This window comes from Agrobacterium sp. MS2, from assembly GCF_003261015.1.
Classification (GTDB): domain Bacteria; phylum Pseudomonadota; class Alphaproteobacteria; order Rhizobiales; family Rhizobiaceae; genus Agrobacterium; species Agrobacterium pusense.
The window spans coordinates 1-14,891 of record NZ_QLNF01000024.1 but is presented as its reverse complement, the minus strand read 5'-3'; the positions used below and the strand labels follow the sequence as shown (position 1 = coordinate 14,891).

Below are 14,891 nucleotides of genomic sequence, written 5' to 3'. Positions count from 1 at the left end.
CTCTGCTGAAATAACGTGCTATTTATCCAGCACCATTTTAGCGCCTTGCCTTCTTGGAAATAAATATTTGTTTCAAGGAGATAGCAGAATGAAGATCAAAGACATCTACGAGGTATTGCGGGCAGATGGGTTGACCAGTTCGCAGATGGAGTTCTCGCGAATATGGCTTGGACGTAGCCCGCGCTACTATTCGCACCTCATCGCCGTCGACCGAGAGCCGGGGCTTGCCACGCTTTGCGGAATTTCATGGCGGCTGAAACGAATGCGGTTGGACAACTACCCGGCCCTGCTAGATTTCCAGCGACAGCTTGCCCGCGAGATTGAGCGGAGAGCGATAACCGATGTTCGCCGACACCGATCTTAACGTTTGGCCAACAGCCACCCAATACAATCGCCGCGTTTATCCTCCGCATCTTTCCGCATCAGGAATTTCCAATGAACGTGCATATCTCATCCGGCAAGGCAGCAATTGTTGCCGCGCTTGCGATTTCGACGGTCTCCATCGCCACACCTGCCTATTCCCTCGATAAAGTCCGTTTCGGCACGGATTGGCTCGCCGAGGCGGATCACGGCGGTTTCTATCAGGCCGTCGCCGACGGCACCTACGCCAAATACGGCCTCGATGTTGAAATCCAACAGGGCGGGCCGGGAGCACAAAACCGCGCCCTGCTGCTAACCGGCAAGCTCGACTTTTATTTGGGCACCCAGCAGGAGCAGCTTGTCGGCATTGAGCAGGGCATTCCCCTCGTTGATGTCGCGGCGTTTTATCAAAAGAACGCACAGGTCATTTTGGCCCACCCCAATAGCGGCGTTGAGAAATTCGAAGACCTCGCCAAACTCGAAACGATTTTCATGACACAAGGCGGGTTTGGTGCGTATTTCGAGTGGATGAAGGCCAATTTCGGCGGCTTCCGCGACGAGCAGTACAGGCCCTACACTTTCAGCCCCGCACCGTTTCTCGCCGATAAGAACTCTGCTCAACAGGGCCTGATTACCGCTGAACCATACGAAATCCAGAAGCAGACCGGCGCGGAACCCAAGATTTTCCTACTCGCTGACAGCGGCTACAAGCCCTATGCGACCATGATTACCGTCCAGCGAAACCTCATCGACAGCAATCCCGATCTCGTACAGCGGTTCGTCGATGCCTCGATTGAGGGCTGGTACAACTACCTTTACGGCGACAACACAGCAGCCAACGCGCTGATCAAAACAACAAACCCCGAGATGACGGATGGCCAAATCGAATATGCCATCGACAAGATGAAGCAATACGGGATCGTGGATAGCGGCGATGCGCTCGACAAGGGCATCGGCTGCATGACCGCCGAACGTTACAAGCAGCTTGCCGACGAACTCGTGAAGGTAAAGTTGCTCAAAGCCGACACCGATTACACGAAGGCATTTGATACCCGATTTTCCTGTAAGGGCGTCGGGCAAAATTTGAAGAAATAGTTGCTTGTCTATCACCGTCGAGATCGATTGCCCGACGCCTTTCCTACATCAGCAGCGGCGATCAAGCCGCTGCCAGTGTATCGAGAAACGATTGCCATTGCGTCGTTTTCGACTGCGGGTCAGCCCAAATATCCTCGATAGCGAAACGCAGCCCTTTCAGGATGACGGGAATATCGTTCTCGTATTCTTCGGGATTATCGAAAATCCTGTTCACCTGCTGAAACACACGGACATAGGCTTCGGCGTTATGATTCATGAGGATCATGATGCTGTCATTGTCGAGATCGGAAGAGCCGCCTGAGCCCGCGCGAATTTCGCTGATCTTTACTAGTGCACCAATCGTCGTTGACGCGGGGATCGCATAAAAGGTGTGCTCATTTTGCGAGACGCTATTTCCCCGCTTGGCCTTGGGGCGTCGTTGCGCCATTTCCCATGCAAGCTCGTTAAGAGTTCGATGATCTGATGGGCTTCCCTCGTTTGGCATTGATGCGGGAGCGGCGAACGCCCAGCCGTCTTTATCGAGCCTGTGGGCCATCATCGCCTGAAACTTCGCAGCGGATATAAACGGGCCTGCCGTGTCGAACGTGATCTGGAGATCAGGATTGATGTCGGTCACGCAGCGTTGCAGCGCGTTGAACAGGTAGGCGATAGAGGGCGTGGAAATGCCCAATATGTGTATCCACTTCGCTGTTTGCAGCAGGCCATCGTTGCGCATGTCGCGAAGGCGGTTGAGCAGCAACGAAAAGGAGTTCTGGTGAGCCCCTGCGAATGCCCAACCTTCGAGGCCATAACCCTTCACGGCCTCATACCATGCCTTGCTTTCCGCCTCGTTGCGGCCTTGAAGGACGTTGAGGAGTTCCGTTGCCCCCGGCTTTCGGTTTTGCACGAAATAATCCAGATTGAGCAAAGACTGTTTCAGGCAGGCATTGAAATCCAGTGACTGGCCGTTGGCCGCGCTCATTGCATCGAGATTGTGGCCTTCGGCTATCAGCCGTTCGGCATGCATGGCGACATTGCCGGGCGAGATGCCACCGGTTGGGAAGTCCAGCGACATCGAATAGTCGGAATGTGTTTCCAGCCAGCGCAACATTCGTTCGCATGTCGGATCGCCAGTGAACTTGATCCGGTTGCCCTGTATCTGGAAACCGCCGCTGTCACCGATAACCGTGGTCGCCTTCCGGTCGCGCAATTTGACGATGTTGTCTTCGAGTGCCGAGTTCGCCGTCTTTGCGGCCTGACCTGCGCTGTAGAGCGCATAGGGGTAATGAAACAGGCCGCTCTTCGGATCGAGAAAGTTCAGATCGGTTTCCAGAAACGCAAAGCTGCGCTTGAGGTGCTGTGAATATCCGAGCTTCGCGAACTCCTGACTGATCGCAGGGGTGTAGATGGCATATTTTGAGGGCTTGTTAAACATGTCGTCCGTCAAAGAATTTTCGCATTGGGATCGTCTGCAAATTTTAAGGATTGCACCGTCTGATTGCGTCACGTTTTGTAGAGTGCATAGGGCATCCAATGGTAATGGCGGTTAAAAAACAAACAATTCGCGATCTGAAATATTTTGAGACGCAGTTTGCAACAGTGCAGCTTGCCGCGAGCGAATACGAACGCCATGAGCGCACCAACCGGCAGAAGCAGTTCTTCGCGCTGGAGAAGGTTTTTGAGTTCGGAAGAGAGATTGCCGGTCAGCCTGATGTCTTCGAAGCATTCTTGAACGCGCGCAAGCTGCCGCTGAACAAGACAACGCGGGACAACCCCTATAATGCCCTCGTGCAACTTGCCTTCGAGAAGCCGCCGAGCAAATCGTGGCATAGCCAGTGCAGCAATGTGCTGCACTATGCGATGTATGAAGCCGGAAACACGCCACTCAGCGAATGGCTGAATATCGACGGTGGAGTTACCGAACGCTACAAAGAGTCCGTCAGCTATTTTTCCCGCACTGCAAGCACGAAGGCCAAGCGCCTGAAATCGGCCCGCTTAGAGATTGCCAAGCAGCGATACAGCACCGTTGCGGGTAAATCGGCTTTGCCGGGTGTTGCAACTATGGCCGAGGGCTTCTATCGCTCGCTGGTCTATTCCGATGGAACCAACAGCTATGTTGTCGATATCCGCGAGGGCGATCAAGACGCCGTAGTCGAGAAGTACCTGCTCGATCTCGTCAGCGGTCAACAGCCGTCATCGCATCCGTTGGCCGAAAAGACATTGTTCCGTTTCTTCCGTGCCATCGACCTGATTTGCGGCCTGTGTGGCAAAGGACGTTCGAACGAACAAAGGTTTATCGGCCTGTGGAATGAAACCATTGCCGGTGTTGAGACCACCAAAGTCACGATCCTGTCTGACGCCTATATCTTCACCAATGCAACGTTCACGCTTGCCGAGCCTGTTGCCGCATTGACCGGCAAAGGAACGTTGCTGCTGTCATGGGCGGATGCCGAAGGATTTCGCGCCGATTTCAGCAAGAACGGCGATTGGCAATTCCATGTCCGCGACAACGGTGTTTGGCTCGAAAACGATGCAAAGCCGAAAACCGCGTTGCAGTTGCACCCGTTTGCCACGTTCAACGATGCGAAACTGCGCATGGGGGTGAAGCCAACACGGCAGTCCAATCATTTCATGGCACCGATTGCCAAGATGGACGCGGCCCTCAAGAAGAATAATGCGGCATCCACGGAGTTCAAGAAAAAGAACGCGAGGCAGGACACCTCGCTACCCACCCCCAACAAGTTCAAATGGGTCGTTAACAGAAATGACGCCCTGCTGGAAATCGATCAGCCACAGACGTTCATCGATCCATCCTACGACTTCATGGATTTTGCCGCACCAGCAACGCCGCTTGTGCCGGACCGTCATATCTCCATCGCAGACATGCGAAGGCTTTGGACCGTTCTTCCGGCCTTTGGCGAAGACAAGCGCGGCTACATCGGTGACAGCGACGTGGCAGACGCCGCATTCTGCATTGATGATACGTTCGAGGGTGACGACCACATTCTCTATGTTTCGCCGATGATTATCGGCAGCAACAAGAAAGATCGCACGCAGGTTTGCGAGGATTTTGCCGCTGCGCCGGTTCCGCTGCCGGTCTCTGTGGCTCCCTCGTCAGGTCCAGCGCCGGTGTGGCCAACCTCGGCCACATCGAATGGGGGAACGACCACAAAGACTGCAGGACGATCCCAGACTTCCGCGAAGTCAGAGACGGCACTATCGGCTGACCCTGAAGATTTGTGCCCCCCAATTTACAGCAAGAAACTGCAAGGCAATTGGCATAACAAAAGGCTGAGGGGAGTGGCCTGGCCGGCAGTCACATACAAAAGCAGAAAGGTGTTCGGCGCTTACATCACAAGCTTCATGCCGGAAAATGCTGAGAAACGTATATGCCGCCATTACGATCTGGAATGGCAACTTCGCTGGTGGCGACGGATGACTGATATCCCGGTGACCATCATCGCATCTGGTTGGACCGACGAAGAAATTTCCAGCCATGGCGAGCTACACCGGGTCGCGGAAAATGGCGGTCGGATCATTCGAACGGCGGGACGTGAGCTTATCGATAACAGGCGCCATAGCCTTCAGGAATTCTACGACAGCAACCACGACTGGGGCATCATCATGGATGACGATGCCAGCCTGCACCATAGCGACGGTCACAACAGCGGAGCCTCGTTTTTCTCTGAGATGGCTGCAAATGATCCGGCAGCTTATGAGGCGATAGATGTGTTTTCGCCGTTTACAGGGAAAATGCCGTCGCATAACGTCGTCTGGCGCGAGATTCCTCAGCTCTTCAAGGGAAATCACGTCTTCGATCCCTACTACGATCTGAAAGGGAGCATGTACGTTGTGCGCAACTTCCGCAAGCTCGGCCGCCCGGAGATACTCCCGCCCGCTTCGTTCCGATTGCACGGCGAAGATACGCTGTTCGGGATTGAGGCGATCAGTAAGGGCGCTTCGATCTACCGTTGTGACAATATCGTTTTGCGAGAGTTGCGATCAGGAGGGTCAGCATTTCCTGATCGGGAAACCAACATGAAAATCGGCAACATCGAAATCGCCAGAATGTACGCCCACGAGGAACTAAAGATGGGCAGCACTCACCTTCTCGACAGGTCGGACATGCTGCGGCTGAAGGGGCGATCAGACGACCAGCGCATCATCATTGCAAAGCCATAACAGAAAAGTTCGTTGAGCGAACTTTTGCCATGCCGGAATGGGCGACGGTCAAAGCAAATCGACTGCCGCCTTCATCATTTCGTCGCGCACATCGATGTAGCGTTGCGTGGTCGTCAAGTTGCGATGACCCGCCAGCGTCATGATGACCTTCGGGCTGACGCCAGAATGCGCAAGTCGTGTGATGAACCAGCGGCGACCGCTGTGCGAGGTCGCCCCGTCGAGACCGGCGCTCTTATATAATTGTCCCATCAACTGGCAGAGCGTGTTTGCGGAAAACGCCGTCCGCTTCTGCGTCACCAGCAGCGGTGCAGCGGCGTCCTTGTTTTCGGGCCATTCGCTGCGATACCGTTCGATCTCCCTGCGTAGCTTCTCGTTGAGAAACACCACACGCGCATGACCACCCTTGGTGATCTCGGCCCGCAGCCGCAACTGCTCGCGAACCTTCCCGTCGCTTTCGAGAACATCGCGTACCGTCAGGGCGGCAATCTCGCCAACGCGTAATCCGGCCAGATGTGAGAGCATCAGCGCCAGCCTGTTACGACCGGCATGCTTCATCTGCGCGACCACGGCCATCAACCGCTTGAACTCCGCATCCGTCAACACACGCGCCTGTTTCATCAAAACCTCACAAAAAGCAGCATTTTCATGCCGCAAGTTATGTTGCCAATGATCGTCGAGGACGAGCGCAAATTGATGCCGCAAAATGTTCAACGGGAGCAAGGCTTTAGGGGCACTAAGGGCGGAAACCTGAGAAAATGTGTGTTTTGTGACGTTGCCATATGGACGCTAGGGTCTGCTGCGATGCCCGAATCGTCACGATGTCACATATCAATCTCGGGACTCGACGCTATGACAGGTCCCGTCACAGCCGGCGCCGCGCAGTAGATCCATAAGCTAACCGAGGTTTCGAACGCTACCTGCAACTTCAAGAAGCAAATAGGCGAACTTGCTGCTGACGCGTCATGCGCGAACCTGCTAAGGCTGCTTCAATTACGCGAATGGGAGAAATGGCGTGGCTGTCTACAATCCGCATTTTGATGCAGAGCCAATCTATCAGGCGTCGAAGACCTGGGCGGATCGCTGCCTGCTCAACAATGGCTCCATCTTCTCGGAACTGTCCCTGTGGACGCCATCGTTGCTCGACGAACTGGATTTGCGCTTCGTCCAAAACCCAGACGAAGGCGAGGGCGATTTCATCGCGAAGCTACGCGATCAACTTGGCCAGGGTAGCTCCGAGTGCAAGATGCTCATGGCGGAAGCGATATGGCTTTTGATGCTGTTTCAGTCGAGCGCCAACATTGGCGTTTCTAAGAAGCGTGAAGCGATAAGCAAGGTCTGGTCGTGGTCGGGAAGAGCGCTTCCAGATGACAACGCATATCTTTCAACGGAAGTACTTTCCGGCCTGGGCTCGGCGGGAACCGCATACAATACCCAGAGATGGCGCGAGCTATCGTTCCTGATTTCTGTTTCACGGTCGTTGAAGGCGCTCAACGGCAGTGATAAGCAGCGGCTTATGGAAGACGGCTGGGCGTTCGATACCTGGCTGTCTGAGTTGCCGGGCGCGCGAAATAGGCAGCTCACGCAAATACTGCCTCACCTTATCTTCCCGGCCCAATTCGAACGGATCAGTTCGGAAAAGGACAAGCGGCTTATCATCAGCGCGTTCCGGGGAATGTCTGATCGAGACGCCCGCCGTCTTGGTACCGTTGCCATCGACAGAACGCTCCTAGAGATCAGGAGAGAGTTGGAGGCCCACCGAGATAGCGAGGTCGATTTCTATCTTCCCGACCTCCGATCTGCGTGGCGAAAAGAGGCTGTTCCCGAGAAGGCCATCCCAGTCGTGGAGACCCCGGTGGGGATCCTGTCCGCCGACAATGCGCTTCCGCTCAACCTAATTCTCTACGGACCGCCGGGGACAGGCAAAACACACAGATTGCAGACCCGATACTTCCCTGCATATAGCGACGGCTCACAACAGCGTTTTGATTTCATCACCTTCCATCAAAGCTATGCCTACGAAGATTTCGTCGAAGGCATTCGGCCCACCCTGCATAACAATCAGGTGGTTTTTGACGTGAAAGATGGTTCTCTGCTGAGCCTCGCAGAGCGCGCTCGCAAACAACCGGACGTCCGCTTTGCACTCTTCATAGACGAAATCAACAGAGGCAACATCTCCAAAATCTTTGGCGAGCTTATTACCCTAATAGAACCGGACAAACGGGCTAGCTACGCCAGCAACGGCGATCTTGTTTCCGGGATCGAAGTGAAGCTCCCATACTCGGGGAGGCGCTTCGGTCTCCCCACGAATATCGACATCATCGGCACAATGAATACAGCCGACCGATCTATCGCGCTGTTGGACACGGCACTCAGGCGAAGGTTCCAGTTTGAAGAGATGATGCCCGATCCGACCCAGGTCATGGGTAAAGCTGACGGCATTATAGACGACGGTGACGGGGGAGAAATTGATCTGCGACAATTGCTCGCTGTGATCAACGCTCGTCTGACAGTTCTTCTGCACCGCGACCAGACCATCGGCCACTCCTATCTGACCCAGGTGCGGTCCATAGACCAGCTCCGCCGTGTGCTCGCCCGTGAGATAATCCCGCTGCTGCAAGAATTCTTCTATGACGACTGGCAGCAGATACGACTGATTTTCGCAGACCAATCGGTTGTTGACAGCGAGTATCAGATTATCAGGGCCGCCCCGACATTAGCCGAGGACTTGTTCCCCAGTGCCGATGCGGTCGAGCTTTCTGATCGGCCCGTTTTTGAGATTGCAGCGCCTGACGACATCTCGCCTGATGCGATCAGAAAAATTTACGACGCCAGATGATCGCGCATTTCACACTAAGGGAGCGCCAGACGTTACCGGTCGGCGTGAGCGGTGGCATTTCGCCCGCGCAAGCCAACGAGTTTGCGCGGCTCGAACCCACATTGCCGCCATCGCTCATCGAATGGGTTCACAATGGAATTCGATTTGGCCCGTTCTGCGGCGTGATACGGGCTGGAAATGTTGTCGTTGAGCTTCTTCCCAAGATCGACGACCGTGACGACGATGATAGCCGTGCTAGGGGCACGTTGGTCGCAATGCTTCGCGAGACTTCTAATCTCGGAGTGCGACGCGGTGGAACCGCCCAGTTGGAAATGCAGCGTTTGCACCTGCTAGACCAGTTTATTGAGGATTTCTGTGCCAGCGTCACGACGTTACTGCGCACAGGCGCGATTTCGGTCTACCAGGATCAAAGGGACAATCTGACGGCGGTGCGAGGGCGTATCGATTTGACCTCGAACACAAAGGTCAACGTGATTGATCGTTCCCGCATCTACTGTGAATACAGCGAGCGCACAGTTGATAACGCTCACAACCAGGCGCTCAAAGGCACGCTGACACTTCTCAGACGATTTTCCAACAGTTCGACGGTCAAAGGCATCGTGGCGGCGCTGCTGCATCGGCTCGACGAGGTGACCAGCCGAAAGATCGGCGTGCAAGACATTGCCCGCCTATCGTTCGATCGATTGACCGATCATTGGCGGCCCTTGTTTCAAAGAGCGGAGTGGCTTCTGCGTGGGCTTTTTCCGGATACGCGGAGCGGGCCTGTGGACGGCACTTGCCTCGTCTTTAACATGGAGCGCCTATTCGAGGGCTTCATATCTTCGAAGCTGCGGCGCGGTTGGCACGGGCAAGAACCAAACCGGATCATACTTCAAGGGCCGCAATTGCACCTCGCCACAACATCTGAGCGGAGCGCATTCAAGCTCCGGCCAGACATGGCGCTTCACGATGGTGAGGCGGTCAGGCGAATTTTCGATGCCAAGTGGAAACGACTTGATCGAAAGCGGCCCAACTTCGGAATAGCCCCCGCAGACATCTATCAGCTCACCGCCTATGCGAGCCGATACGACTGCGATCAGGTCGCTCTTGTGTTTCCGGGCCGAGCCGATATTGCATCCGAGCTTGTTGGCGAGTTCACACTGACGGTTCCGAGCCGACCCCAGGTTCAGGTCTATGCTGTGAACTTGTTCGATCTATCTCGTGGAGGGCGCTTGCCGAGTGGCATGTTGCCATCATGATCATGAGAAAATGTGTATTTTCTTAGGTCCAATCTCCATTAGTTTACGCCACCAACTGCAAGATGACATTTCAGCCAGAAAACCTATGATTGTCGCACGAGAACGAAGAGCAACATATGCCCGCACCTGATAACGTATTGAAACTTGTGAAACGATTTGACGAACAGAAAACAGCTTATCTCTCAGGGGGCTATAACGAAACACAGGTTCGGCGTGATTTTATCGATCCTTTGTTCAAAGCCCTAGGTTGGGATATCGACAACGAAAACGATTACGCCGAAGCGTACCGTGACGTTATTCACGAAGATATGGTTTTGGTGGGAACGACTAAAAAAGCTCCCGACTACTCATTCCGGGTTGGCGGGATGCGTAAGTTTTTCGTTGAAGCAAAAAAGCCCTCTGTATCACTTTACACTGATCCTAAACCTGCGTTCCAGATACGGCGATATGGCTGGAGTGCAAAACTGCCGATTAGCATCCTTACGGACTTCGAAGAATTCGCTGTTTACGATTGCACCCACAAACCTGATGAGAAGCATTCTGCGGCTAAAGCAAGAATTCACTACTTTAAGTACACAGACTACGCCGATAACTGGGACGTAATATCGTCGCTTTTCTCTAAAGAAGCGGTGATGAAAGGTTCATTCGATCGTTTCGCAAACGGCAAAAAGCGGGGAACGACCACGGTTGACGAGGAGTTTCTGGCTGAGATTGAAAAATGGAGAGATTTGCTCGCCAATAACATCCTCGCAAATAATATTGTATCGCCCAGAGATCTAGGTCCTGTTGACAAAGTATGACAGCCATATCTTTGCGGCGGCCAGGGCGAGGAATGCTGAGAAGGATTTTCGGGTCTTGTCGTATCGGGTCGCGACGCGACGGAACTGCTTGAGGCGGTTGAACATCCGCTCGATGCGGTTTCGATCCTTATAGGCCCGGAAGTCGCAGGCAGGCGGGTTCTTCCGGTTGGCCTTCGGCGGAATGACCGGCCTGATGCCGTGGATCAGGAGTTCTTCACGCAGGAAATCACCGTCGTAGCCCTTGTCTGCAAGGAACAGTCTCGGTTTGCCGACCGGTATAGCCAACAAGTCAGGAACGGCGTTATAGTCCGAAGCCTCTCCGCCCGTCAGGACGAAGCCAAGAGGGCGTCCCTGACCGTCTGCTCGGGCGTGGATTTTCGTCGTAAAGCCGCCGCGTGATCGACCAAAAGCCTCCTGATAAGTCCCCCTTTAGCGCCCGCAGCCTGCGAATGGCCGCGAACCGTGGTGCTGTCGATCATGTGCTGCCAGTCATCCGTCAGCCCCAGTTCAACGAGGGTCTCAAGCAGAGCGTCCCAAACGCCCTGTTCGGCCCAACGGCGGAAGCGCACATAGACGGAATTCCACTTCCCGTAGCGCTCATGCATGTCGCGCCATGGGCAGCCGACCCGGAGAACATGCAGCATGCCGTTCAGATACTGCCGATTATCGTGCGAGGGTCGGGACTTCCTACCGCGTTCGGTGGGCAACAGCCCCTCAATGATCCGCCATTCCATATCCGTCAGGTCGCCGCGCGCCAAGACTGCCTCCTAAAAGGCAGTCTTGAATCACGCTTCCGCTGATTTGGGAATCCACTTTGTCAACACGACCTAAACCTTGCCGTTCAACTCATAATAGACAGAGTAATATTTCTACGTATATGCGAGGATCGGGGCATCGAGAACTATGAACGCTTGCTCAGGCTGTCCAAAAGCAAAAACGTCTACCAGAATATGGGGAAGCTCTTCAAGGACGCGGATGACCGCTATAATTCTGGCCTTTTTCACTTCAATCCAAAGGAAAAGCATGCAACCGAGGCCGACACTCTTACACTCACGTTGACGATTGATGACGCTCCGTTACGCGAGATAATCGAAAGTCTCTACCCCCCAAATCCATATGAATTTTCTGTGATACCTGCGGACATCCTTGGTCAGGTATACGAGCGTTTTCTAGGCAAGGTTATCGAGATCGATGGCAATAAGGCCATCATTCAAGAAAAACCCGAGGTAAAAAAGGCTGGCGGCGTTTATTATACGCCGAGCTATATCGTAGAGCATATCATCAAGGGAACCGTAGATAAAATTATATCAGGCAGAACTCCAAAGCAGGTAGAGAAAATAAAAATTCTCGATCCCGCTTGCGGATCCGGTTCATTTCTTATCGTCGCGTATCAACACTTACTCGATTGGCATTTGAATTATTATAGCTCGAATGGAGGCCTAAAAAAATTTAAGAAAGAGCTTCATCAAACCGACAAAGGAAATTTACGCCTCACTACTCAGATACGAAAATCCATTCTGCTCAATAATATTTTCGGCGTCGATATCGACCCGCAAGCTGTAGAAGTTACAAAACTTGCTCTCCTACTCAAGGTACTCGAAGGCGAAAACGCGGAGACTATTGGAAAAAACCTCACCCTTTTCCACGAGAGAGCTCTTCCTGATCTCGGCGCCAACATCAAATGTGGGAATAGCTTGATTAATAGCGATTTTTACGAAGAACCAACGTTGCCTGAATTGTCGGACGACGATCATTTTCGCGTCAATGCATTCGACTGGCCTGAAGAGTTTCAGGATATTTTCAGAGAAGGCAAATTTGATGTCGTTATAGGCAACCCCCCTTATGGGGCGACTTTGTATCCGATGGAAAAGGATTTTTTACAGGGACACTTTACGCATCAATCATATCAGCTCGATAGCTACCTTCTGTTCATGGAAATGAGTATCAAGTCCCTATTAAAGAAGGATGCATTTTGGGGCATGATCATCCCAAATCCATGGCTAAGCAATATCCGCCAAGACAAACTCCGGCGTCTTGTCATGGGGAATACTCGTATTGAGCAGATCATTCATTTTCAGTATCCGGTATTCAAGAGAGTTGTCGTCGACACTGAAGTCGTGATCTTCCAGAATGGATACAAGAAGGGACAGCGGCCAGAAGTCTACGTCGTTCCGACTGAACCCGCAGGGGAGCTCCTTGATGGCGCAAAGCTCATCGAAGGCAACCAAGACGACTGGCTAAAACTCGCCGACAAGCCGATTAACGTTTTCCTCTCCGATGCAGAAAGAAAGCTTCGGAATAAGGTTTTTGACCAAGCCTATTCTGTAGCCAGCTTGTTCAAGGTAAACGTCGGTATAAAGCCTTACCAAGTAGGCAAAGGAAAGCCCCCACAAAAGAAAGCAGACGTAGAAAATCGAATATTTGATGCATCGAAGAAGCTGACGCCGCGTCACCGACAGTATCTTCGAGGGAAAGACATCGGAAGATACGAGGTGAACCCTCTCGAGAAGAGATACATTGAGTACGGTCCGTGGCTAGCTGAGCCACGTCCGGCGGCCGATTTCGACGCTGACGAAAAAATACTTGTCAGGCAAACGGGCGATCAAGTCGTTGCTGCAATGGACACAGAACAGCATCTGTGCCTCAATAATCTGCATGTTCTTGCCCCTAAAGAAGGCTGCGTGAATACGTACGGCATTCTAGCTTTATTGAATTCCAGTCTAATGACGTGGTGCCTACAGGCTATGAACCCTGAAGCGGGTGAGGCCCTTGCGGAGGTCAAGAAAGAATTTGTCGAAATGCTACCGCTGCCCGATCCAGCAAAATTGTCCAATCTGGATGCGGTATGTAGGTCACTTATCAAACTGAAGAAATCCACTTCATCAATCGTTATCGACCGTCAAATTAGAGCTCACCTCAGCAAAATCGACGAAGCAGTTTACAAGCTGTATGGCCTATCTGCTGCCGAAATTTCGCTGGTGCAGAGAAACGCAGACTAAAGCTTTCTAGATAAGAGGCGTGCCGTAATCGGCACGCCTTTCTAGCACAAAGCACAAAGCACAAAGAATAAGAGAATTAATTCAAAAGCTTATTCATACGACGGCTCGAAAACATTTGCTTGTAGTGCAATTCCAGCACGGTTCAATAATATTCTCTAAAATTCAACCACTTTAAACCTGTATCGTCCAATTCCGATGACGCTCCTCGCTCGTGTCAGAAAAATCAGACTGAGCTACTCGCAGTTCCGAAGCTCTGGCAAAAATATAGCGCAGCTCTAACGCAGTGTGAAATACACGCTATAAAAATCATATAGTTATAACCAATGTCTTCCAATTCCGATTCCAAAGGTCACAGGTTCGAATCCTGTCGGGTGCGCCATTTTCCTCGTAAAAACGCAATAATTTCAGACGCTTAGGTTTTTACGGTCGGATTTTGTAACACATTTCGCAACACATTTTGCGCACTAGGGCCGCTTGCGGCAGCAACTATCGAGCGATAATTATGCCTCATGGCAATTATCCGTCGCGGCTCAACTTACCATCTGCGAAAGCGCGTACCTCTTCGATTTCGATTGATCGAAGTGCGCGAACACGTCGCCGTGTCGCTTCACACCGATTCCGAAAAGCTCGCTCTTCGCAAAGCGGAGGAAATTTGGTCGCAGTTGGTAGAAGGTTGGGAAATGGCACTTCGCGGTGACACTGGCGGCGCTCAAGCCCGATATGATGCGGCGAAGAACATAGCAGATCACCGAGGCTTCTCTTTCATCGCAGCCCCCGCCCTTGCAGCCGCGCCTCTCGAAGATATCGTAAAGCGCGTCCTCGCAGTTCCGACCAATCGGGACGGTAGCGTAAATCAGCGGATCGGCGATGCCTTGTTAGGCGGCGTCGAGGAACCGGCGATCAAGATCGAAAAAGCCCTCGAAGTCTTTTGGGAGCAGGAGGCCGATAAGGAGCGCGGTAAAAGCCCCGATCAAGTTCGTAAATGGCGCAATCCAAAGGCGAAGGCGGTCAAAAACTTAGTTTCGCAGATTGGAAATAAAGAGCTTTCCGCGATCACACGCGCCGACATGGTGAAGTTTCGCGATTGGTGGCGAGATAGGATGAGGGAGGAAAACTTAGTTGCCAACTCGGCGAACAAGGACCTCATTCATATTGGTCATATCCTGCGCACCGCGAACGCCCGTCTCGGTTTGGGGTTGGACGATCACCTAGACAAGATTTTGAAGGGACATTCTTTTAAGGATGACAAAGGGGACGAGCGCGATAGACCGCCATTTTCCGACAAGTGGATTCGGGAGACCATTCTAAAGGACGGTGCGCTAGATGGCTTGAACATCGAAGCGCGGTGCATTCTCCTGGGAATGATCAATACGGGGGCTAGACCGTCCGAGATAGCGGGCTT

11 protein-coding genes are annotated in these 14,891 nt (G+C 52.8%); 8 read left to right on the top strand and 3 right to left on the bottom strand.

Annotated elements, in window-relative coordinates:
- Positions 1 to 88 precede the first annotated feature (88 nt).
- Positions 89 to 364, top strand: coding sequence for a DUF6626 family protein (locus DOU54_RS10690; protein WP_113731257.1), 276 nt, complete (start codon positions 89 to 91; stop codon positions 362 to 364).
- Positions 365 to 435: 71 nt separating this feature from the next.
- Entirely contained in the window at positions 436 to 1,455 is a 1,020-nt protein-coding gene (locus DOU54_RS10685; RefSeq protein ID WP_113731256.1) for an ABC transporter substrate-binding protein, read from the top strand.
- Between the two features lie 61 nt (positions 1,456 to 1,516).
- Here DOU54_RS10685 and DOU54_RS10680 read toward each other — a convergent pair whose 3' ends face one another.
- A complete protein-coding gene (locus tag DOU54_RS10680) occupies positions 1,517 to 2,869 on the bottom strand; it encodes a hypothetical protein (protein WP_113731255.1) in 1,353 nt (450 codons plus the stop codon).
- A 98-nt stretch (positions 2,870 to 2,967) separates the two neighbouring features.
- Between DOU54_RS10680 and DOU54_RS10675 the strand changes: the two genes are divergently transcribed.
- The gene (locus tag DOU54_RS10675) at positions 2,968 to 5,616 is read left to right on the top strand and encodes a hypothetical protein (protein ID WP_146617351.1); all 2,649 of its coding nucleotides are present in this window, start codon (positions 2,968 to 2,970) and stop codon (positions 5,614 to 5,616) included.
- Between the two features lie 48 nt (positions 5,617 to 5,664).
- Here the strand turns inward: DOU54_RS10675 and DOU54_RS10670 are convergent, their stop codons facing one another.
- Entirely contained in the window at positions 5,665 to 6,234 is a 570-nt protein-coding gene (locus DOU54_RS10670) for a tyrosine-type recombinase/integrase (RefSeq protein WP_113731253.1), read from the bottom strand.
- Positions 6,235 to 6,628: 394 nt separating this feature from the next.
- Here DOU54_RS10670 and DOU54_RS10660 point away from each other — a divergent pair, with 394 nt between their 5' ends.
- The 3 genes from DOU54_RS10660 to DOU54_RS10650 all read left to right on the top strand — a co-directional run bounded on the left by DOU54_RS10660 (position 6,629) and on the right by DOU54_RS10650 (position 10,490).
- Positions 6,629 to 8,452, top strand: coding sequence for an McrB family protein (locus DOU54_RS10660; protein WP_113731251.1), 1,824 nt, complete (start codon positions 6,629 to 6,631; stop codon positions 8,450 to 8,452).
- Entirely contained in the window at positions 8,449 to 9,690 is a 1,242-nt protein-coding gene (locus DOU54_RS10655; protein ID WP_113731250.1) for an McrC family protein, read from the top strand. The genes DOU54_RS10660 and DOU54_RS10655 overlap by 4 nt, the downstream gene beginning before the upstream one ends.
- Positions 9,691 to 9,806: 116 nt before the next feature.
- The gene (locus DOU54_RS10650; protein ID WP_113731249.1) at positions 9,807 to 10,490 is read left to right on the top strand and encodes a type I restriction enzyme HsdR N-terminal domain-containing protein; all 684 of its coding nucleotides are present in this window, start codon (positions 9,807 to 9,809) and stop codon (positions 10,488 to 10,490) included.
- On the opposite strand, the gene DOU54_RS10645 is transcribed toward DOU54_RS10650, so the two are convergent.
- A protein-coding gene (locus DOU54_RS10645) for an IS5 family transposase (RefSeq protein ID WP_286079885.1) occupies positions 10,467 to 11,248 on the bottom strand; the annotation gives its coding sequence in 2 pieces (ribosomal slippage) (positions 10,467 to 10,918 and positions 10,918 to 11,248; 783 coding nt in all). The two genes, DOU54_RS10650 and DOU54_RS10645, sit on opposite strands and share 24 nt — an antisense overlap.
- 153 nt (positions 11,249 to 11,401) lie before the next feature.
- Between DOU54_RS10645 and DOU54_RS10640 the strand changes: the two genes are divergently transcribed.
- Positions 11,402 to 13,489: an N-6 DNA methylase family protein gene (locus DOU54_RS10640; RefSeq protein WP_146617350.1), complete on the top strand. Its 2,088-nt coding sequence runs from the start codon at positions 11,402 to 11,404 to the stop codon at positions 13,487 to 13,489.
- Between the two features lie 509 nt (positions 13,490 to 13,998).
- Positions 13,999 to 14,891 (top strand): DUF6538 domain-containing protein (locus tag DOU54_RS10635; RefSeq protein ID WP_146617349.1); only part of this gene is annotated, 893 nt, incomplete at its 3' end.

Excerpts from the sequence above, each read along its gene's own strand:
- DOU54_RS10690 (WP_113731257.1), top strand. The coding sequence starts at position 89 with ATGAAGATCAAAGACATCTACGAGGTATTGCGGGCAGATGGGTTGACC.
- DOU54_RS10685 (WP_113731256.1), top strand. The coding sequence starts at position 436 with ATGAACGTGCATATCTCATCCGGCAAGGCAGCAATTGTTGCCGCGCTT.
- DOU54_RS10680 (WP_113731255.1), bottom strand. The coding sequence starts at position 2,869 with ATGTTTAACAAGCCCTCAAAATATGCCATCTACACCCCTGCGATCAGT.
- DOU54_RS10675 (WP_146617351.1), top strand. The coding sequence starts at position 2,968 with ATGGTAATGGCGGTTAAAAAACAAACAATTCGCGATCTGAAATATTTT.
- DOU54_RS10670 (WP_113731253.1), bottom strand. The coding sequence starts at position 6,234 with ATGAAACAGGCGCGTGTGTTGACGGATGCGGAGTTCAAGCGGTTGATG.
- DOU54_RS10655 (WP_113731250.1), top strand. The coding sequence starts at position 8,449 with ATGATCGCGCATTTCACACTAAGGGAGCGCCAGACGTTACCGGTCGGC.
- DOU54_RS10650 (WP_113731249.1), top strand. The coding sequence starts at position 9,807 with ATGCCCGCACCTGATAACGTATTGAAACTTGTGAAACGATTTGACGAA.